The following is a 20,319-nucleotide window of genomic DNA, read 5'->3' as shown; positions in this document are numbered from 1 at the left end:
ACACATCCCATGCCAACCAGCAACGACACCTTCTTCGACCCCGAATTCGAAACTCTCGCTCCTGCCGACATCCGCCGCGCGCAGGAAGAACGCTGGGCGCAGCAATGGCGCTACCTCGGCGAACACTCTGTTTTCTACCAGCGCCTGTTCGGCGAACGTTTTTCCAGGACGCCGAACCTGGACGACCTGCAGGACCTGCCCTTCACCGAAAAAGACCACCTGCGCATCAGCCAGGAAGCCTCCTATCCCATGGGCGAATACGTGGCCTGCACCGAGGCCGACGTGGCCCGGCTGCACCGCACCTCGGGCACCACCGGCCGGCCGTTGATCCTGGCCAATTCACGCCGCGATGCACTCGACGTGGCCCATGTGGGCGCGCGTTCGATGTGGGCTGCCGGACTGCGCCCGACCGACCGCGCCGTGCATTGCCTCAACTACTGCATGTGGACCGGCGGCTTCACCGACCACACCATCCTCGAAGCAACGGGCGCCGCCGTGCTGCCCTACGGCACGGGCCAGACCAGACAACTCGTCACCTCGATACGCGAACTGAAGATCACCGCCATCTCCTGCACGCCGTCGTATCCGGCCCTGTTGGAGGAAGTCCTGCGCGAACATTTCCCGGGCCTGCAGCCGCGCGACCTGGGCCTGAAACTCGGCCTGTTCGGCGGCGAGGCCGGCCTGGACAACCCCGACTTCCGCGCGCAGATGGAGGACAAGTGGGGCTTCAAGGTGCGCAATGCGAACTTCGGTCTCTCCGAGGTGCTGAGCATCATCGGCGGCCAGACCGACTGGACCAACGATCTGCTGTTCCATGGCGCCGACGTGGTCTTCGTCGAGATCATCGATCCGGTGACACTGCAGCGCCTGCCGATCGCCGAAGGCGTGACCGGCGAACTGGTCTGCACCCACCTGCGCAAGCAGTGCCAGCCACTCGTGCGTTACCGCACCCGCGACGTGGTCACCATCACCGGCGTCGCACCCGGCCCCGACGGCCGCACCGCGCCGCGTTTCCGCGTCAGTGGCCGCACCGACGACATGTTCAACGTGCGCGGCATCAACGTGTTTCCGAGCGCGGTGCGTGCGGGCATCGAGGCCCATCCCGACCTCAGCTCGGGCCAGTTCCGCATCCTGCTCGACGGCCCGGGCCCCTACGACCGCGTCGATGTACGCGCCGAAGCCGCGCTCGGCCTGCCACCCGAGGCCTGGCCCGACGCGGCCCGCGCGCTGGAGCAGGCCGTGCGCGAACGCATCGGCGCCACGGCGCTGGTGCAGATCGTGCCCTTCCAGTATTTCCCACGCACGGACGGCAAGACGCAATGGGTCGAACAAGTCAAGAAGGAGACCAAGCCATGAGCTACGTCAACATCGAAAACCACGGCCCGGTGCGCCACGTCATCCTGAACCGGCCCGAGCGGCTCAACGCCATCAGCGGCGCACTCATGGACGACCTGCATGCGGCGCTGCGCCTCGCGCAAGCCGAAGAAGCCGTTCAGGTGATCGTGCTCAGCGGCAACGGCCGCGCCTTCTGCGCGGGCGACGACCTGAAGGAATTCGGCGACCAGACCAGGGACGCCGACGCCATCGTGCAACACATCGACCGCATCCAGCAGATCACGCGCGACCTGATGTTCGGCGCCAAGCCGGTGATCGGCGCGGTGCACGGCTACGCCGTGGGCGGCGGCTTCGAGTGGCTGCTGAACTGCGACATGGTGGTGGCCGCCGACGACCTGGTGTGCTTCTTCCCCGAGATGGACTGGGGCCAGTTCGTCACCGGCGGCGTGACCCATCTGCTGCCGCAAGTCGTGGGCTACCAGAAGGCCATGGAATTGTGGCTGCTCGGCGAGCGGCAGAGCGCGGCGGACCTGAAGGCGCTGGGCATCGTCAACTGGGTCGTGCCGAAGCAGCAGATGCTGGCCAAGGCGCTGGAAGTGGGGGCCAAGGTCGCCACCAAATCGACCTTCAGCGTGGGGCGGCTCAAGCGCTTGTTGACCACCCAGCTAAACCCGCAACTCCCGGCCGCGCTGGAGCTCGAAAAAGACGCCACCATCGCCGCCTTCGGCAGGCCCGAAGCCGCCGAACGCGTGCGCAAGTTCGGCCAGAAATAAAACAAGGAATCCTCATGCAGATCAAGGCCATCACCTTCGACTACTTCGGCACGCTGGTGGACGTAGACCGGGGCGGCATCCGCGGCATGCAGGCCGTGCTCGACGCGACGGGCATTGACACGCCACGCACGGCCGCCGAGCTCTACCTCGACTGGGACGTGATCAACGTACAGACCTACCGCGGCGGCAAGTTCCGCCGCTACCGCGAGGTGAGCACCATCGCGCTCGCGCACTGCCTCGAAAGACTCGAACCCGGCGTGACGCGGCGTGTCGACATCGACCAGCTCGCCGACATGCTCCTCGGCCATCTGGTCGAGGATTCGCCACCACACACCGACGCGGTGGCCGCGCTCGAATGGATGTCAAAGACTTATCCACTGATGCCGATCACCAACATGGACAGCGACCTCTGGCAGCGCAGCGCCCTCGTCGATTATTTCGAACACGTGACCACGGCCGAAATGGCGCGCGCTTACAAACCGTCGGAGGCCATCTTCAAACTCGCCATCGACCGCCTGGCCGTGGCGCCGGAAAACATCCTGCACTGCTCGCTGGCATCCTGGGCCGACATCGACGGCGCCAAGCCGCTGGGCATGAACGTGGCCTGGATCAACCGCGGCGGCGAGAGCCTGGGCCCTTGGCAACCGCGCCCTGACTTCGAATTCCCGACGCTGGCCGGCGTGCAAGCCGTGCTCTCGCCCAGCTGACTCCGATTTTTCAACCCAGCCACCAAGAGAGAAACCATGCGCAAAACTTCATCGAATATCGCCATTGCCCTGCTGGCGCTCGCTTCCTCCGCCGTCATGGCCCAGGACGTCGTCGTCAAGATCGGCCATGCCGGCCCGCTCAGCGGCCCGCAGGCCACCAGCGGCAAGGACAACGAACGCGGCGTGGCGCTGGCCGTGGCCGAACTCAACGCCTCCGACTTCAAGGTGGCCGGCAAACGCGTGAAGTTCGAACTGCTGTCCGAGGACGACCAGGCCGATCCGCGCGCCGGGGTGACCGTGGCGCAGAAGCTGGTGGACCAGAAGGTGGCCTTCGTGCTGGGCCACTACAACTCGGGCGTGTCGATCCCGGCCTCGCGCATCTACAACGACGCCGGCATCGCCATGATCAGCGGAGCCTCCTCGAATCCCAAGCTCACGCAGCAAGGCTTCAAGACGGTGTTCCGCCTCGCCGCGAACGACAACGTGATGGGCGCGGCCATCGCGCGTTATGCGGCAGATCACGGCGTGAAATCGGTGGCCGTGGTGGACGATCGCACGGCTTACGGCCAGGGCGTGGTCGATGTATTCCTGAAGACCGCGACCGAACTCAAGCTCAAGGTGGTGGGCCATGAGTTCGGCACCGACAAGTCCACCGATTTCACCGCAGTGTTGACCAAGCTGCGCGGCGAGAAGCCGGACGCGATCTTCTACGGCGGCTACTACGCACAGGCCGGCATCATGGCGCGCCAGATGAAACAGCTCGGCCTCGACGCGATGCTGATGGGTGGCGACGGCATCTGTTCGAATGACGTCCTGACGCTCGGCGCCACCGTGCTCGAAGGCAAGTTCATCTGCGCCCAGGGAGGCTCGCCACTGGCCTCGCAGCCCGGTGGCGCCGAATTCACCCAGAAGTTCCGGAAAGCCTATGGCGCCGACATCGACGTGTACGCCCCGGCCTTCTATGTGGCCACACTGGCCGCCGCCAAAGCCATGCAGGACGCGGGCAGCACCGATCCGAAACAGATCACGGCCGCGCTGGCCAAGGTGGACTACGACAGCCTGCTCGGCAAGGTGAAGTTCGACGCCACCGGCGAATGGATCAACCCGCCGGTCACGGTCTACAACGTGCTCGGCGGCAAACTCGTACCACTCGCGAAGTAGCCCTAGCCACGCAGGCGGTCATATAAACTGGACCGCATTTTCCGACCCACCGAAGTGCAACACATCGAGCCCTCGACCGAGTCACCGTCTCACAACGCATCAGAACGCATCTGGGCCTACCTGACGCGCCAGTTCGTCGCGGACGGGCTCGAGTGCTGCGTGGTCTGGACGGCCACGCAGCACATGGTCTGGACCGACGGGGCGCCGCTGATCATCGAAGGGACACCCCAGACGCTGAGCGAACCGAGCGATGGTGTCGCCAAGGCGCAACTCGAAGTCGTGCTGAACGGCATGCTGGCCCGGCTGCAAGGCATTGCCGCCATCGGCGACGCGCCGGATTCGGTGTTCGTGCTGGGCCGGCGCAAGTCAGGCGGCGACGGCCTGCACGATCTCCTGAAGCCCGTCGCGCTGCTCTGGCAGATCGCGCTGGAAACCGCGGCGCTGGTGGACGCACAGGCGCACCAGTTGCGCGAGCAGCAGGCCATCGTCGACCACATCACAGACGGCCTGCTGGTGGTGGACCGGGACGGCGTGGTCAAACACCTGAACGCCGCGGCCGGCCGCATCCTGAGCCTGGTGCCGGCCGAAAGCGTGGGCCGGAAGTTCAGCGAAATGCTCGACTTCGAGCCCATCATCGCGCCGATCCTGGCCAGCGGCGTGGGTTACCAGGACCGCGAACTCATCATCGATTCGCCGCGCCGGCACCTGCACCTGATCGACACCGCCGTGCCGATCGAGGACCGGCACGGCCGCGTGATCTCCATCGTCAACTCGTTCCGCGAGATCCAGCGCGTGCGCAAGGTGGCCGACAAGTTCAACGGCAGCCATGCGCGCTACACCTTTGCCGACCTGATCGGCCAGAGCGAAGCGCTGCTGCGCGCCGTGGACGCCGCGAAGAAGGCCGCGCGCGGTTTTGCCAACGTGATGCTGCTCGGCGAAAGCGGCGTGGGCAAGGAGGTGTTCGCGCAGGCCATCCACAACGCGAGTGAACGTGCCGACGGGCCGTTCGTCGCCATCAACTGCGCCGCGCTGCCGCGCGACCTCATCGAGAGCGAGCTGTTCGGTTATGCCCCTGGCAGCTTCACCGGTGCGCGCAAGGAAGGCCGGCCCGGCAAGTTCGAGGCGGCGTCTGGCGGCACCATCTTCCTCGACGAGATTTCGGAGTTGCCGATCGACGTGCAGGCGAAGCTGCTGCGTGTGCTGCAGGAGCGCGAGGTGGTACGCGTGGGCGACAGCCGTGGCATCCCCATCGACGTGCGGTTGATCTCCGCCTCGAACCGCGACCTGCGCGCCATGTCGCGGCTGCGCGAGTTCCGCGAAGACCTGTATTACCGCTGCAACGTGATCGGCATCAACCTGCCGGCGCTGCGCGAGCGGCCGAGCGACATCCCGCTGCTGACCAACTACTTCATCGCCAAATACGCCGGCCTGCTGTCGCGCAACGTGTTCGGCTTTTCGCCCGAGGCGCTGGAGCGTCTGCACCGCTACAACTGGCCGGGCAACGTGCGCGAGCTGGAAAACGCCATCGAACGCATCGTGAACCTCACCGAGCACCCGCTGGTGCAACTGAGCGATCTGCCGGATGAACTGCAGGACTTGGTTGCGCCGATGGCGCATGCCGCGGACCCACAAAACACGATATCCGTGCCGGCCGTTGCGCCACGCAGCCTGCACGAGGTCGAGCGCGAAGCCATCGTCGCCATGCTGCAGCACTGCGGCTTCAACGTGACAGCCACCGCACGCAGGCTTGGCATCTCCAAACCCACGCTGTACGCCAAGGTGCGTGAACACGGCATCACGCTGGAGCGTGGACCCAGGGCAGAGTAAACGGGCTACAGCGCGGGAAGAATCGTGCGCAGATGCGTCGCGAATTCGGTGACCAGCGCCGGCGGCCGGGCCAAATCGAACAACACCGTGAGGCCAACCGATGGCAACGGCGGCAAGGCGTCGGCCACGCCCAGGATGCGCAGGTCGGCCGGCACAGCGGCCTGCGTCAGCACCGCAATCGCCTGGCCCGATCGCACCACCGCCAACAACCCCGAGATGCTGCCGCTCGCGTAAGCAACACGGTAGGGCCGGCCCGCAGCCTCGAGCGCAGCACACGCGGCGCGGTGGTCCAGCGTGTCGGGATCGGACAACGCTAGCTGCAACGGCGTGCGCGCCCCGGCCTTGTCGCCCGCCTGGCCGACCCACACCAGTGGTTCGCGGCGGATCACTTCGGCCTTGGCGTCGGTCTCGGCCACCGAGGTCAGCGCCAGATCGAGCGCATGCTGGCGGATGCGCTCCAGCAAGCGCGGCGTCGGCGCGCAGAACACTTCGACGAAGACCTGCGGATGCCGGCCCGCGAAGTCGCGCAGGATGGCCGGCAGGAAGGCCGCCGCGTAGTCGTCGGGGCAACCGAAGCGGATCGTGCCCGACAGCCCCGCGCCCGAGATGTCGGCCAGGGCCGCATCGTGGTGGCGCAGGATGGTACGCGCGTGGCCGAGCAGCCGCTCGCCATGCAGCGTCAGCACCACGCCGCGGCCGGTGCGGTTCAGCAGCGGCTGGTTCAGCATGTCCTCGAGCTTCTTCACCTGCATGCTGACCGCCGCCTGGGTGCGGCCGATGCGCGCGGCGGCACGGCCGAGGGTCTGTGTCTCGGCGATGGCGGCGAAGGTGCGCAGCAGGTCGATGTCGAGGTGGCGGGCCAAGGTATCAGATTTTCTTAATTCTAGGTTTAGAAATATTAGCTTTATTTGAATCTCGATGTTTTCTAAGCTGGTGGCTGCCCATCTTTCCAAGGAGCCCCCATGTCTCGCAACGACGACCCGCTGTTCTGGCAAAACGCACGCCAGCACCTGATCCGCTACGGCGGCAGCTTCGAGCCCATGGTGATCGAACGGGCCCAGGGCTGTTTCGTCTATGACGCCGATGGCCGCGCCATCCTCGACTTCACCTCCGGCCAGATGAGTTCGCTGCTGGGCCACGGCCATCCCGAGGTCGCCGCCGTGGTGGCCGACCATGCGAAGAACCTCGACCACCTGTTCAGCGGCATGCTCACGCGGCCAGTGGTCGACCTGGCCACCAAACTGGCCGAAATCACCCCGCCGGGCCTGGAACGCTCCATGCTGCTGAGCACCGGCGCCGAAGCCAACGAGGCGGCCATCAAGATGGCCAAGCTCTACACCGGCAAATTCGAGATCGTGAGCTTCGCGCAGTCCTGGCACGGCATGACCGGCGGCGCCGCTTCGGCCACCTACAGCGCGGGGCGCAAGGGTTATGGGCCGGCGGCCGTGGGTTCGTTCGCGATTCCCGCGCCCAACACTTACCGCCCGCGTTTCGAGCGCGGCGGCGTGTTCGACTGGCAGGCCGAGCTCGACTACGCCTTCGACCTGATCGACCGGCAGTCGAGCGGCAACCTCGCGGCCTTCATCGCCGAGCCGATCCTCAGTTCCGGGGGCATCCTGGACCTGCCGTTGGGCTACCTGGCCGCGCTGAAGCACAAGTGCACGGAGCGCGGCATGTTGCTGATCCTGGACGAAGCGCAGACCGGCGTGGGCCGCACCGGCACCATGTTCGCGTTCGAGCGCGACGGCGTGACACCCGACATCCTCACGCTGTCGAAGACGCTGGGCGCGGGCCTGCCGCTGGCCGCGGTCGTCACCTCCGCCGAGATCGAGGAGGCCTGCCATGCGCGCGGTTTCCTTTTCTACACCACGCATGTGTCCGATCCGCTGCCAGCCGCCGTCGGCCTGAAGGTGCTCGAAGTGGTGCAGCGTGACAGGTTGGTGGAACGTGCGCGCGTCGCTGGCCAGAGGCTCGAAGGCGGCCTGCGCGCGCTGCAGCGCGAGTTCGACTGCATCGGCGATGTGCGTGGCCGCGGCCTGTTGCTGGGCATGGAGATCGTGAAGAGCCAGGCCGGCAAGGAAGCCGCGCCCGAACTCGGCACGGCCATCACGCGGGAATGCATGAAGCTCGGCCTGAGCATGAACATCGTGCAGTTGCCGGGCATGGGCGGGGTGTTCCGCATTGCGCCGCCGCTGACCGTGAGCGATACAGAGATCGAGCTCGGGCTGGATCTGTTGAAGCGGGCGATCGAAACGGTCCTGGCGAAAGCGTGAGGGGCGGCCCGGCGCGGGCCTGCGTGTAGGCCAATGTCTGTAGGCCCGGCGCCGGCAGCCGGGTAACATGGTGCCCGATTTCCCCGCACCACAGAGAGACAGCATGAAGCCTAACAACATCCCGACGCTCGGACCGCTCTGTCTCAAGCCAGCACCTGCGCCATGGCGGCGGACGTCGATGGCCGCGCTGGCCACAGCCCTCTGGCTGGCTGGCTGCACGTCGACGCCACTGCCGCCATGGCGTCCGTACGGCACCGCCCCGGCCGCCACGGCGCCGCAGGTCGCAGCACCCGCGCAGCAGGCGCCGGTGGTGATCCTGGCGCCGGCACCTGCACCCGGCGCCGCCGTGGCCGTTCCGGTCCCCACGCCCGGCGTGGGCGACGTCCCCGCCGTCGTGCCGGACAAGCCGCCCTACAACGAAGCGGTGGCCGCGCGCTTCCCCGATCCGGCCATCGCCTACAGCACTCCCGGGCTGAACCCGGGCCGCACGGCGTTCAGCAGCAACGAGGAAGTCTCGGCCTGGCTCAGGCAACTCGCCGCCAGCCCGGCCTCGGGCGCCCAGGCCGCGGTGCTGCAGATCGGCTCCTCGCAGCAGGGCAAGCCGCTCGAAGCCCTGGTGCTGACCCGCGCCGGTGCCACCGACCCGGCTACGCTGCTGGCCGGCGGCAAACCCACGGTGCTGCTGATCGGGCAGCAGCATGGCAACGAACCCGCCGGCAGCGAGGCGCTGCTGGTGGTGGCGCGCGAGTTGGCGCAGGGCCTGCTCGTGCCGGTGCTCGACCGCATCAACGTGGTCATCGTGCCGCGGGCCAACCCCGACGGCGCAGCGGCCGACAGCCGCGTCACCGCCAATGGCATCGACATGAACCGCGACCACCTGCTGTTGCAGACGCCCGAGGCCCGGGCGCTGGCCAAGCTCGGCCGCGACTACCGGCCGGCGGTGGTGGTGGACGCACACGAATACACCGTGGTCGGCCGTTATCTCGAGAAGTTCGGCACGATCCAGAAGTTCGATGCCCTGCTGCAATACGCGACAACGCCCAACCTGCCCGAGTTCCTGCCGCGGGCGTCGGAGGAGTGGTACCGCCGGCCGGTGCGCGCCGCGCTCAAGGCGCAGGCGCTGACCGACGAGTGGTACTACACCACCTCGACCGACCTGGCCGACAAGCGCATCTCCATGGGTGGCGTACAGCCCGACACCGGGCGCAACGTGAACGGCCTGAAGAACGCTGTGAGCCTGCTCATCGAGACGCGTGGCGTAGGCATCGGCCGCATGCACATCCAGCGGCGCGTGCACACCCAGGTCACGGCCATCGTCAGCGTGCTGCAGTCCACCGCGAGCCGAGCCGAGGACATCAACAAGCTGCGGCCCTACATGGACAAGGAAATCGCGAGCAAGGCCTGCAGCGCGGAGGCCGTGGTCGAAGCCGGCCAGACGCCGGCCCAGTACCAGCTGGCGATGCTCGATCCCGCCACCGGCGCGGATCGCCTGCTCACCGTGGACTGGAACTCATCCCTGTCGCTGGAAAAACTCAAGGCCCGTGTGCGGCCCTGCGGCTACTGGCTGTCGGCGGCGTCCACCGGCGCGGTGGAGCGGCTGCAGCTGCTCGGCGTGCAGGTGCAGCGCGTGGGCGAATCGAGCTCCATCCTGGCCGATGTCTACCGCGAGACCAGTCGCAGCCTGGGACAGCGCGACGACGTGCGCGGCAGCGTGGCCGGCGGCGGCGAGATCATCAAGGCCCAGGTGGACCTGGTGCGCGGCGTGATCGACGCACCGATGGGCAGCTTCTACGTGTCCCTGAACCAGCCGCTGGCCAACCTGGCGCTGGCCGCGCTCGAGCCGGACACGCAGAACAGCTATTTTGCCAACCACGTGCTCGACAGCTTGCAAAGCGCGGCACGCGTGATGTCGGAGCCCTCGCTCAAGCTCGAACCGATCGACTGACCGGCAGGATCGGCGTCCTACGACAGGCGATGGGCTGCGCTGACAGACGGCACAGCCCTGTGCGCCGCTAATCGTTGCATGACACGAACGAGGAGCGCGCGATGCAACGATTCGAACTCGACCCCGGCATGCTCACCATGGCCGGCGTCTTCTACCCCACGGGTTATCTTTTTGTGATGCTTCCGGAAGAGGAACACGTGCAGCAGGTGGCGCGGTCCCTGCCCGCGAGCGCACACGATGGCAAACCAACGATGGTGCTCACGCCGAACGAGGTGCTCGAAAAAGTGGTGCGTACCGTCGGCAGTGCCGACATTCCGCTGCCTTCGGTCGGCACCGAGGCCGCCACGATCCGCAGCTATGCCGACCTGGCGAGCAAGGGCCATCACGCGCTGATGGTGTACGCGCCGAGCGCGGACGAGACCGAAGAAGTGATGAAGGCCGTGCGCCAGGCGCCGTTCGCGTGCGCCATCAAGTACCGGAAACTGGTCATCGAAGAGATGACCTGATCTTGATCGGGGCCCGGTTCAGGGCGCCGGCGGCAGCGGTTGGGCGCGAGGCTTGGTACGCTCGGCGTTGCGCTTGGCCAGTTGCGCCTTGTGCGCGGCGGCCTCCTCGAGCTTGCGCTCGTAGCGCTCGCGTTCCTGCGCGGCCTCGGCGGCGGCCACCGCCGGATCCTTCACCACGGGCACATGCGGTGTGCGCGGCTTCGGCACTTTCGGCGCCGAGGCTTCGCGCGGCGCTTGTTCACCTGTCTGGCCCGCCTGGCCCGGGTTGGCCGGCTTGCCGCGTTCGCGCTGGTGCATCGGCTGCGGCGGCACCTGGTCCTTCTGTTTGTCTTCCATGCGCTGGATCTGCTCGGCACCCTTGCGCTTGCGCTCGGCGTCGTTGAGCGAAATCTCCTGGCGCCGCAGGTCGGCCAGCTTCTCGCGGCGCACGACGCGGCTGGCGTTGATGCAGTCGTTGACCGCGAATTTTTGGTAGCAGGCGGTCTCCTCGGCCTTGAAGCGCGCCTCCACCTGCTGGCGCTCCGCCGAGATGCGGCTGCGCTCGGCGGCCACGTCCAGGCCGCCGGCCAGGGGCTTCGAAGGGGGTGCCGAGGCCTGCGCCCACAGGCCGGAGGAACCGAGTGTCAGCAGCAGTACCAGGCAAAATTTCTTCATGGGTGCGTCAGGTAGGTTCAAGTCAGGCCGGTGTCGACCGACCGGCGCTCGAGCGCCAGGAATTCCGCCGACTGCATTTCGCTCAGGCGCGATGCAGTGCGCGGGAATTCGTGCGCCAGCGGGCCGGCCGTATATAACTCCTCGGGCACCGCTTCGGCCGACATGATGAGTTTCACGCGGCGGTCGTACAGCACGTCGACCAGCCAGGTGAAGCGCCGCGCCTCCGAGGCCTGGCGCACGGCCATGACCGGCACGTCGCTGAGCAGCACGGTGTGGAACTGCGTGGCGATCTCGAGGTAGTCGTTCTGCGAGCGCGGGCCGCCGCACAGGATGCGGAAGTCGAACCAGACCACGCCGCCGGCCTTGCGCCGGGCGCGGATCTCGCGCTGCTCGATGTGCAGCACCGGGTCTTCGTCGTCGTGCGATTCCGCCAGGCTCTCGAAGGCCGCTGTCATCTCGGCGTCGGCCTCGGGGCCGAGCGGGGTGTGGTAGAGCTTGACCTGCTCCATGGTCTTGCGTCGGTAGTCAGTGCCGTTGTCGACGTTGACCACCTCGAGCCGCTCGTTGAGCAGCGCGATGGCCGGCAGGATCCGGTCGCGGTGCAGGCCGTCGGGATACAGGTCGTCGGGGCGGAAATTGGAGGTGGTGATGAAACCCACGCCGTTGTCGAACAAGGCCTTGAGCAGCCGATACAGGATCATGGCGTCGGTGATGTCGGCGACATGGAACTCATCGAAGCACAGCAGCTTGTAGCGCTTGGCCATGCGCCGGCCGAGTTCGTCCAGCGGGTCCGGCGTGCCATGCAGGTCGGCCAGTTCGCGGTGCACCTCGCGCATGAATTCGTGGAAGTGCAGCCGCACCTTGCGCTTGAGCGGCACGGCGTTGAAGAAGCAATCCATGAGGAAACTCTTGCCGCGCCCCACGCCGCCGTACATGTAGACGCCGCGCGGGATCTCCGGGTGGTTGATGAGTTTCTTGAAGGCGTTGGAGCGCTTTTCCTTGAACGCGGCCCATTCGCTGGCGCAACGCTCCAGCGCATCGACGGCACGCAACTGCGCCGGATCGGCGGTGTAGCCGCGCTGGGCCAGCTCGGCCTCGTAGGCTTGTTTCACGCTCACGGAAAAGACCTCGGGTTGCTCTAAATAAAATAGCTGCCAGCGCAGGATTCACCTACGCTGGCAGCCATTTTCGTTCGAAACTTAGAAATTCAGCGTACGCTTTTCGACGGCCAGTGCCGCTTCCTTCGTGGCTTCCGAAAGCGAAGGATGGGCGTGGCAGATGCGGGCGATGTCTTCGCTGCTGGCGCGGAACTCCATCGCCACCACACATTCGGCGATCAGTTCGCTGGCCATCGGCCCGACGATGTGCACGCCGAGGATTTCATCGGTGGCCGCGTCGGCCAGCATCTTCACCATGCCGGTGGTATCACCCAGTGCACGCGCGCGACCGTTCGCGAGGAACGGGAACGTGCCGGCCTTGTAGGCGCGGCCCGCGGCCTTGAGCTGCTGCTCGGTCTGGCCGACCCAGGCGATTTCCGGGTTGGTGTAGATCACCCACGGGATGGTGTTGAAATTCACATGGCCGTGTTGTCCGGCAATGCGTTCGGCCACGGCCACGCCTTCTTCCTCGGCCTTGTGCGCGAGCATCGGGCCCCGCACCACGTCGCCGATGGCCCACACGCCTGGCAGGCTGGTCTTGCATTCGTCGTCCACGACAATGGCGCCACGCTCGTCGAGCTTCAGACCGACCGCGTCGGCACCGAGGCCGATGGTGTTCGGCACGCGGCCGATGGAGACGATCAGTTTGTCCACTTCCAGCGTCTGGGCTTCACCCTTGGCATCGGTGTAGGCAATGCTCACGCCCTTCTTGCCGGTTTTGACCTCACCGACCTTCACGCCGAGGTTGATCTTCAGGCCCTGCTTGTCGAACGCCTTCTTGGCTTCCTTGGCGATCTGCTCGTCCACCGCGCCCAGGAAGGTCGGCAGGCCTTCAAGGATCGTGACTTCGGCACCGAGGCGGCGCCACACCGAGCCCATTTCCAAGCCGATGACGCCGGAGCCGATCAGGCCCAGCTTCTTCGGCACCGCGCCGACACGCAGCGCGCCGTCGTTGGACAGCACCAGTTCCTCGTCGAACGGCGTGCCGGGCAAGGCGCGTGCATTGGAGCCGGTGGCCACGATCACGTTCTTGGCCGTCAGCGTTTCCTCGCCGACGGTGATGTCGTACACGCCGTCCTTGGCCGCCGCGAAGGTGCCGCGACCGTGGAAGAAGGTGACCTTGTTCTTCTTGAACAGGTACAGGATGCCGTCGTTGTTCTGCTTGACCACCTGGTCCTTGCGCGCCAGCATCTTGCCGACGTCCAGGCCCAGGCCCTTGACCTCGATGCCGTGGTCGGCGAAGTGGTGGTTGGCCTGGTCGTAGTGCTCGGACGACTGCAGCAGCGCCTTCGAAGGAATGCAGCCCACGTTGGTGCAGGTGCCGCCCGGAGCCGGGCCGCCCTTGCCGTTCTTCCACTCGTCGATGCAGGCCACGTTGAAGCCCAGCTGGGCCGCGCGGATGGCCGCGATGTAGCCGCCAGGGCCGCCGCCGATGACGATGACGTCGAATTGCTTGGACATTCTTCGGATTCCTTTTAGATGTCAAACAGCAGACGTGCTGGATCTTCGAGCGCTTCCTTCATGGCGACGAGGCCCAGGACAGCTTCGCGGCCGTCGATGATGCGGTGGTCGTAGCTCATGGCGAAGTAGTTCATCGGGCGCACCACGACTTGGCCGTTCTCGACGACGGCGCGGTCCTTGGTGGCGTGGATGCCCAGGATCGCGGACTGCGGCGGGTTGATGATCGGCGTGGACAGCATCGAGCCGAAGGTGCCGCCGTTGGAGATGGAGAAGGTACCGCCGGTCATCTCTTCGATGCCCAGCTTGCCGTCCTTGGCCTTCTGGCCGTATTCGGCGATCTTCTTCTCGATGTCGGCAAAACTCATCTGGTCGGCATTGCGCAGGATCGGCACCACCAGGCCGCGTGGCGAGCCGACGGCGATACCGATGTCGAAGTAGCCGTGGTAGACGATGTCGTTGCCGTCCACGCTGGCATTGAGCACCGGGAACTTCTTCAGCGCATGCACGGCAGCCTTGACGAAGAAGCTCATGAAGCCCAGCTTGGTGCCGTGTTCCTTCTCGAAACGCTCCTGCATGCGCTTGCGCATTTCCATGACCGGGGCCATGTTGATTTCGTTGAACGTGGTGAGGATGGCGTTGGTGGACTGCGATTGCAGCAGGCGTTCGGCCACGCGCGCGCGCAGGCGGCTCATCGGCACGCGTTGTTCGGGGCGGTCGCCCAGGTCAGGGGCCAGGGTCGCCACCTGCGGCAGCGACTTGGTCGGCACGCCGGTGGGAATGGCCGCAGCGGCCTTGGCGGCCGGTGCGGGCGCGGCAGCGCCGGAGGCCACGGCGCCGAGCACGTCACCCTTGGTCACGCGGCCGTCCTTGCCCGAGCCGGCCACGGAGCCGCTGGCGAGGTTGTTGTCGGCCATCAGCTTGGCGGCGGCCGGCATGGCGACGCCGGCCATCGAACCGCCGGTGGCGGCCGGTGCGGGCGCAGGTGCTGCGGCCACGGCGGGGGCTGCGGCCGGTGCGGCGGAAGGTGCCGGTGCGGCGGCGCCGGCCTTGGCTTCGGTGTCGATCTTGGCGATCAGCTGATCGGCCTTGACGGTGGCGCCATCGCCCACGGTGAGCTCGGTGATCACGCCGGCCGACGGTGCCGGCACTTCCAGCACCACCTTGTCGGTTTCGATTTCGATCAGGATTTCATCGACGGCGACGGCGTCTCCGACTTTCTTTTTCCACTGCAGCATCGTCGCTTCTTCGACGGACTCGGACAGCTGTGGGACTTTGACTTCTACGATGGCCATTTCAATACTCCAATTTTTCTTTTGCGGGGGATGCGCGCGCGGGGCCAGCACGGCCCCGGCGTTCAAGAGCCACGGCTTGCGGCGCCGCGGCCAAGCTGCTTATTTGGTGAGGACGAAACCCTTGAGTTTGCCGAACGCGCCATCCACCAGCGCCTTCTGCTGCTCCTGGTGCAGGTGCGAATAACCGGCTGCCGGGGAAGCGGAGGCGGCACGGCCGGAATAACCCAACCGTTGTCCTTCGCTCATGTTCTCGTGCAGGTAGTGCTGCACGAAGAACCATGCGCCCTGGTTCTGCGGCTCGTCCTGGCACCACACGACTTCGGTGGCGTTCGGATACTTCTTGAGCTCGGCCGCAAAAGCCTTGTGCGGGAACGGATAGAGCTGTTCCACGCGCAGCAGCACCACGTCGTCGATGCCCTTTTCCTCGCGCTTGCGGGCCAGGTCGTAATACACCTTGCCCGAGCAGGCGACGATGCGCTTGACCTTGTCGGCCTTGAGGTCCTTGCTCTCGGGGATGACGGTCTGGAAGCCACCCTTGGTGAACTCGGACAGCGGCGACGCGGCATCCTTGGCGCGCAGCAGCGACTTCGGCGTCATGATGATCAGCGGCTTGCGCAGGTTGCGCACCATCTGCCGGCGCAGCAGGTGGAAGATCTGGCTGGCCGTGGTGGGCTGCACCACCTGCATGTTGGTGTCGGCGCTGAGCTGCATGAAGCGCTCCAGGCGGGCCGAAGAGTGTTCCGGGCCCTGGCCTTCGTAGCCGTGCGGCAGCATCAGCGTGATGCCGTTGACGCGACCCCACTTCACTTCGCCCGAGGCGATGAACTGGTCGATCACGACCTGGGCGCCGTTGGCGAAGTCGCCGAACTGCGCTTCCCAGATCACGAAGGTGTTGGGGTCGTTCGACGCGTAGCCGTATTCGTAGGCGAGCACGGCTTCTTCGGACAGGATCGAGTCGATGACGGTGAACGGTGCCTGGTTCTCGGCCACGTTCTGCAGCGGCGTGTAGGTGCCTTCGTCGAACTTCTCGCGGTTCTGGTCGTGGATGACGGCGTGGCGGTGCGTGAAGGTGCCGCGGCCGCAGTCTTCGCCCGACAGGCGCACCGGGTAGCCGCTGGCCACCAGCGAGGCGAAGGCCATGTGCTCACCCATGCCCCAATCGACCGGAATGTCGCCGCGGCCCATGGCGGCGCGGTCGTCGTACACCTTCTTGACCAACTGGTGCGGGGTGACGCTGGCCGGGATGGTGGTGATTTTTTCGGCCAGGCGCTTCCACTCGGCCATCGGGATCGCCGTGTCGCCGGCATCGGTCCACTTCTTGCCGAGGTAGGGCGACCAGTCGACCGCGAACTTGCTCTTGAAATTGGTCAACACCGGGTCGAAGGTGTTCTTGCCGGCGTCGAGCGCGGCGCGCAGCGACTTGACCATGTCGTCGCCCAGCGTCTCGCCATAACCCTGCGCCGCCAGCTTGTCGGCGTACAGCTTGCGCGTGCCGGGGTGCTTGGCGATCTTCTTGTACATCAGCGGCTGGGTCAGCGCAGGCGTGTCCTGCTCGTTGTGGCCGAGCTTGCGGAAGCAGATGATGTCGACGACCACGTCCTTGTGGAATTCCATGCGGTAGTCGAGCGCGATCTGCGTGGCCAGCACGACGGCTTCCGGGTCGTCGCCGTTGACGTGCAGCACCGGGGCTTCGATCATCTTCACGACGTCGGAACAGTACAGCGTGGAGCGGCTGTCGCGCGGATCGCTGGTGGTGAAGCCGATCTGGTTGTTGATCACGATGTGCACCGTGCCGCCCGTGTAGTAGCCACGGGTCTCGGCCAGCGCCAGGGTTTCCATCACGACGCCCTGGCCGGCGAAGGCGGCGTCGCCGTGCACCAGCACCGGCAGCACCTGCTTGCCCAGCGGATCGCCGCGGCGGTCCATGCGGGCGCGCACCGAACCTTCGACGACCGGGTTCACGATTTCCAGGTGGGACGGGTTGAAGGCCAGCGACAGATGCACCGGGCCGCCGGGGGTGGACACATCGGAACTGAAGCCCTGGTGGTACTTCACGTCGCCCGAAGGCAGGTCTTCCGGCGCCGTATGGTCGAACTCGGCGAACAGGTCGGCCGGCACCTTGCCCAGCGAGTTGACCAGCACGTTCAGGCGGCCGCGGTGGGCCATGCCGATGACGATTTCCTGCACGCCCTTCTCGCCGCCCATCTGGATCAGTTCGTCCATCGAGGCGATGAAGCTTTCGCCGCCTTCGAGCGAGAAACGCTTCTGGCCGACATACTTGGTGTGCAGGAAACGCTCCAGACCTTCGGCCGCGGTCAGGCGGTCGAGGATGTGGAGCTTCTTTTCCTTGGAGAAATTGGGCTTGCTGCGAATGCCTTCGAGCTTTTGCTGCCACCAGCGCTTCTTGTTCTGGTCGCTGATGTACATGTATTCGGCGCCGATGGTGCCGCAGTAAGTCTCGCGCAGCGCGTTCATCAGGTCGCGCAGCGACATGGTTTCCTTGCCGAAGAACGTGTTGCTGGTGTTGAACACGGTTTCCTGGTCGGCGTCGGTGAAGCCGTAGAACGAAGCTTCGAGCTCGGGAATCTGTTCGCGCTCGGTGCGCTTGAGCGGATCGAGGTCGGCCCAGCGAACGCCGACATTGCGGTAGGCCGCGATCAGCTGCTGCACGGCGGTGCGCTTGCGGCCCATCTCGGAGTCGGCGCTGGCGACGATGACCTTGGTCTGGCCCTGCTTGGCGCGCTCGGCGAAGGCGTTGACGACGGGCAGGTGCGGCACGTCCTTGGCATTGCTGCCGTCGACGGCGGGCACGTTTTGCAGCGCGTCGAAATAGTCGCGCCAGTTGTCGGGCACGCTACCGGGATTGCTCAGGTAGTTTTCGTAGAGCTCTTCGACATAGGGCGCATTGCCGCCGAAGAGATAGGTATTGCCCTGATAGGCGCTGTAGACCGAAGAAGTCTCACTCATATTCCGCTGACCTCCGTTTCCCTTGGGGAAACATTAGCTGGTTAAAGCTTGTTAATTAACCTTCCGCGACACGGCTGGACCGATTGGCGGATGCGACTGTGGCAGGAAGGGCCGAGTACACCCGGCATTATCGCACCGAATGCAGCGTCACTATCCGGCGGCTATGTGACGGGGAGTTGACTGTACGCCCAAACCCGGGCGTGGCGGGAGCCGCCGGCCTAGGGTTACCCCGCAGCCGAAATGGGTTTGCCCGCCTGCATGGCCTGGCGGATCTGCACGAGCGCCGTCGGGTCGTCGAGCGTGGAAAGGTCGCCGGCATCCCGCCCCTCGCAGACGGCCTGCATGGCGCGGCGCAGCAATTTGCCGCTGCGTGTCTTGGGCAGCAGACCGACGAAAAACACCCGCGCGGGCCGGGCCACGGCGCCCAGCTCCGCGTCGACCCGCTTCATGATCTCGCCCTCGAGCCGCAGGCGCAATGCCTCGTCGGCCACCGTGGCGGCATCCCTGGGTACGGCGAAGGCCACCGCCACCTGGCCCTTGAGCGCGTCGGCCACGCCGAGCACGGCGACTTCGGCGACCTGGGCATGGCCGGAGATGCATTCCTCGATCTCGCGCGTGCCCAGCCGGTGGCCGGCGACGTTGATCACGTCGTCGGAGCGACCGAGGATGAAGAAATAGCCGTCGGCGTCCCGGATGCCCCAGTCGAAGGTGCTGTAGACCTGCCGGCCCGGCACCGACGACCAGTAGGTCTGCACGAAACGCGCGTCGTCGCGCCACACGGTCTGCAGGCAACCCGGCGGCAGCGGCCCTTCGATCACGAGCACGCCCTTCTGGTTCGGCCCGGTCAATTCGGCGCCGGTGTTCTCATCGAGCAGCTTGACGTTGTAGCCGTACATCGGCACGCCCGGACTGCCGAACCGGCTGGGCTTGCGCTCCACGCCATTGGCGATCGTGAGGATCGGCCAGCCGCTTTCGGTCTGCCAGTAGTTGTCGATGATGGGCACGCCCAGGCCTTCGCTGATCCAGCGCGCGGTCGGCTCGTCCAGCGGCTCGCCGGCGAGGTACAGCGCTTTCAGGCTGGAGATGTCGTGTTGCCGCAGATGGGCCGCGTCGTACTTCTTCAGCACCCGCACCGCCGTCGGTGCCGAGAACATGCGGGTGACCTTGTACTTTTCGACGAGCTTCCACCAGATCGAAGGATCGGGCTCGCCGTCCATGCCCCGCACCGGCAGTCCCTCGTACATCAGCGTCGCCATGCCGGCGATCAGCGGGCCGTAGACGATGTAGCTGTGGCCGACGACCCAGCCGATATCGCTGGTCGAGAAATAGGTTTCGCCGGGCTGTCCCTCGAAGATGTGGCGCATGCTGGCCGCCAGGGCCACGGCATAACCACCGGTATCGCGCTGCACACCCTTCGGTTTGCCGGTGGTGCCACTGGTGTAGAGCGTGTAGCTGGTGTGGGTGGCATCCACCCATTCGCAAGCGACCTCGGCATCGAGGTATTGCATGCGCAGCGGCGCGTACAGGTGGTCCCGTCCCTCGACCAGCGCCAGCGGCGCAAGCTGCCGATCGACCAGCAGCACGCTTTCTGGCTGGTGCCGGCTGTGCCGGATGGCCTCGTCGAGCAGCGGCTTGTACGCCACGACCTTGCCGCCACGCATGCCGGCATCGGCGCTGACCACGACGCGCGGCTCCGCATCCTCGATGCGCGAGGCCAGCGAAACAGCCGCGAAGCCGCCGAAGACCACCGAATGGATCGCGCCGATGCGGGTGCAGGCCAGCATGGCGAACGCGGCCTCGGCCAGCATCGGCATGTAGATCAGCACGCGGTCGCCCTTGCGCACACCCAGCGAGAGCAGGATCGCCGCCATGCGCTGCACCTCGCGATGCAGTTCGTTGAAGCTGTAGATACGTTCGCTGCCGGTTTCGCTGGAGACGTGGATCAGCGCCGCCGACTCGCCCCGCTTGGGCACGTGCCGGTCCACGGCGTTGTGGCAAAGGTTGGTGGTGGCGCCGGGAAACCAGCGCACGAACGGCGGCCGGCTGTTGTCGCAGATCTGCTGTGGCGGCGTCTGCCAGTCGATCAGCGCGGCCTGCTCGGCCCAGAAGGCGTCACGGTCGTCGATGGAGCGGCGGTAGAAGTCGGCATAGGTCGAGGAAGGCATGGGGCTTGTCTCCGTGATGCCGGCTTGCGTTCGGTGCCGGCTTGTGCGCCCATCATGCGCAGCCAGGTTTGCGTGAACCTGACGCGACCGCCCATC

15 protein-coding genes are annotated in these 20,319 nt (G+C 66.2%); 8 read left to right on the top strand and 7 right to left on the bottom strand.

The genetic code is table 11. The annotated features are described in order from the left end of the window. The first annotated feature begins 9 nt into the window (after positions 1–9). From RD110_RS09025 to RD110_RS09005, 5 genes are read left to right on the top strand one after another with little or no spacing between them, the layout of a single operon-like run. On the top strand, positions 10–1,356 hold the full coding sequence (locus RD110_RS09025; protein WP_076198715.1) for a phenylacetate--CoA ligase family protein: 1,347 nt from the start codon (positions 10–12) through the stop codon (positions 1,354–1,356). Beyond that, positions 1,353–2,108, top strand: a complete 756-nt coding sequence (locus tag RD110_RS09020; RefSeq protein ID WP_076198713.1) for an enoyl-CoA hydratase/isomerase family protein — start codon at positions 1,353–1,355, stop codon at positions 2,106–2,108. Before RD110_RS09025 ends, RD110_RS09020 begins: the two co-directional genes overlap by 4 nt. Before the next feature lie 14 nt (positions 2,109–2,122). Next, the gene (locus tag RD110_RS09015) at positions 2,123–2,815 is read left to right on the top strand and encodes an HAD family hydrolase (protein ID WP_076198711.1); all 693 of its coding nucleotides are present in this window, start codon (positions 2,123–2,125) and stop codon (positions 2,813–2,815) included. 36 nt (positions 2,816–2,851) lie between these two features. Beyond that, the gene (locus RD110_RS09010; protein WP_076198709.1) at positions 2,852–3,976 is read left to right on the top strand and encodes a branched-chain amino acid ABC transporter substrate-binding protein; all 1,125 of its coding nucleotides are present in this window, start codon (positions 2,852–2,854) and stop codon (positions 3,974–3,976) included. Positions 3,977–4,030: 54 nt separating this feature from the next. Further along, on the top strand, positions 4,031–5,803 hold the full coding sequence (locus RD110_RS09005) for a sigma-54 interaction domain-containing protein (RefSeq protein ID WP_239467204.1): 1,773 nt from the start codon (positions 4,031–4,033) through the stop codon (positions 5,801–5,803). A 5-nt stretch (positions 5,804–5,808) separates the two neighbouring features. On the opposite strand, the gene RD110_RS09000 is transcribed toward RD110_RS09005, so the two are convergent. Further along, the gene (locus tag RD110_RS09000) at positions 5,809–6,666 is read right to left on the bottom strand and encodes a LysR family transcriptional regulator (RefSeq protein ID WP_076198707.1); all 858 of its coding nucleotides are present in this window, start codon (positions 6,664–6,666) and stop codon (positions 5,809–5,811) included. Positions 6,667–6,765: 99 nt separating this feature from the next. Here RD110_RS09000 and RD110_RS08995 point away from each other — a divergent pair, with 99 nt between their 5' ends. The 3 genes from RD110_RS08995 (at position 6,766) to RD110_RS08985 (ending at position 10,527) form a co-directional block, all read left to right on the top strand. Further along, the gene (locus RD110_RS08995) at positions 6,766–8,076 is read left to right on the top strand and encodes an aspartate aminotransferase family protein (RefSeq protein WP_076198705.1); all 1,311 of its coding nucleotides are present in this window, start codon (positions 6,766–6,768) and stop codon (positions 8,074–8,076) included. Between the two features lie 103 nt (positions 8,077–8,179). Further along, positions 8,180–10,021, top strand: a complete 1,842-nt coding sequence (locus tag RD110_RS08990; protein WP_394329446.1) for a M14 family metallopeptidase — start codon at positions 8,180–8,182, stop codon at positions 10,019–10,021. A 101-nt stretch (positions 10,022–10,122) separates the two neighbouring features. Beyond that, positions 10,123–10,527: a hypothetical protein gene (locus RD110_RS08985; protein WP_076204684.1), complete on the top strand. Its 405-nt coding sequence runs from the start codon at positions 10,123–10,125 to the stop codon at positions 10,525–10,527. Between the two features lie 18 nt (positions 10,528–10,545). Here the strand turns inward: RD110_RS08985 and RD110_RS08980 are convergent, their stop codons facing one another. The 6 genes from RD110_RS08980 to RD110_RS08955 form a co-directional block, all read right to left on the bottom strand. Further along, positions 10,546–11,181 (bottom strand): hypothetical protein, encoded by a 636-nt coding sequence (locus tag RD110_RS08980; protein WP_076198703.1) that lies wholly within the window; start codon positions 11,179–11,181, stop codon positions 10,546–10,548. 17 nt (positions 11,182–11,198) lie between these two features. After that, positions 11,199–12,299, bottom strand: coding sequence for a cell division protein ZapE (zapE, locus tag RD110_RS08975; RefSeq protein ID WP_076198701.1), 1,101 nt, complete (start codon positions 12,297–12,299; stop codon positions 11,199–11,201). An 81-nt stretch (positions 12,300–12,380) separates the two neighbouring features. Beyond that, complete coding sequence (lpdA, locus tag RD110_RS08970; protein ID WP_076198699.1) at positions 12,381–13,799, bottom strand: dihydrolipoyl dehydrogenase; 1,419 nt, start codon at positions 13,797–13,799, stop codon at positions 12,381–12,383. A gap of 14 nt (positions 13,800–13,813) precedes the next feature. After that, the gene (odhB, locus tag RD110_RS08965) at positions 13,814–15,091 is read right to left on the bottom strand and encodes a 2-oxoglutarate dehydrogenase complex dihydrolipoyllysine-residue succinyltransferase (protein WP_076198697.1); all 1,278 of its coding nucleotides are present in this window, start codon (positions 15,089–15,091) and stop codon (positions 13,814–13,816) included. A 99-nt stretch (positions 15,092–15,190) separates the two neighbouring features. Next, a complete protein-coding gene (locus tag RD110_RS08960; protein ID WP_076198695.1) occupies positions 15,191–18,058 on the bottom strand; it encodes a 2-oxoglutarate dehydrogenase E1 component in 2,868 nt (955 codons plus the stop codon). A gap of 224 nt (positions 18,059–18,282) precedes the next feature. Continuing rightward, positions 18,283–20,223 (bottom strand): propionate--CoA ligase, encoded by a 1,941-nt coding sequence (locus tag RD110_RS08955; RefSeq protein WP_076198693.1) that lies wholly within the window; start codon positions 20,221–20,223, stop codon positions 18,283–18,285. Positions 20,224–20,319 lie beyond the last annotated feature (96 nt).

This window comes from Rhodoferax koreense (genome assembly GCF_001955695.1).
In the GTDB taxonomy this organism is placed as follows: Bacteria; Pseudomonadota; Gammaproteobacteria; order Burkholderiales; family Burkholderiaceae_C; genus Rhodoferax_B; species Rhodoferax_B koreensis.
The sequence above is the reverse complement of the archived record's forward strand: the minus strand, read 5'-3'. Positions and strand labels throughout refer to the sequence as shown.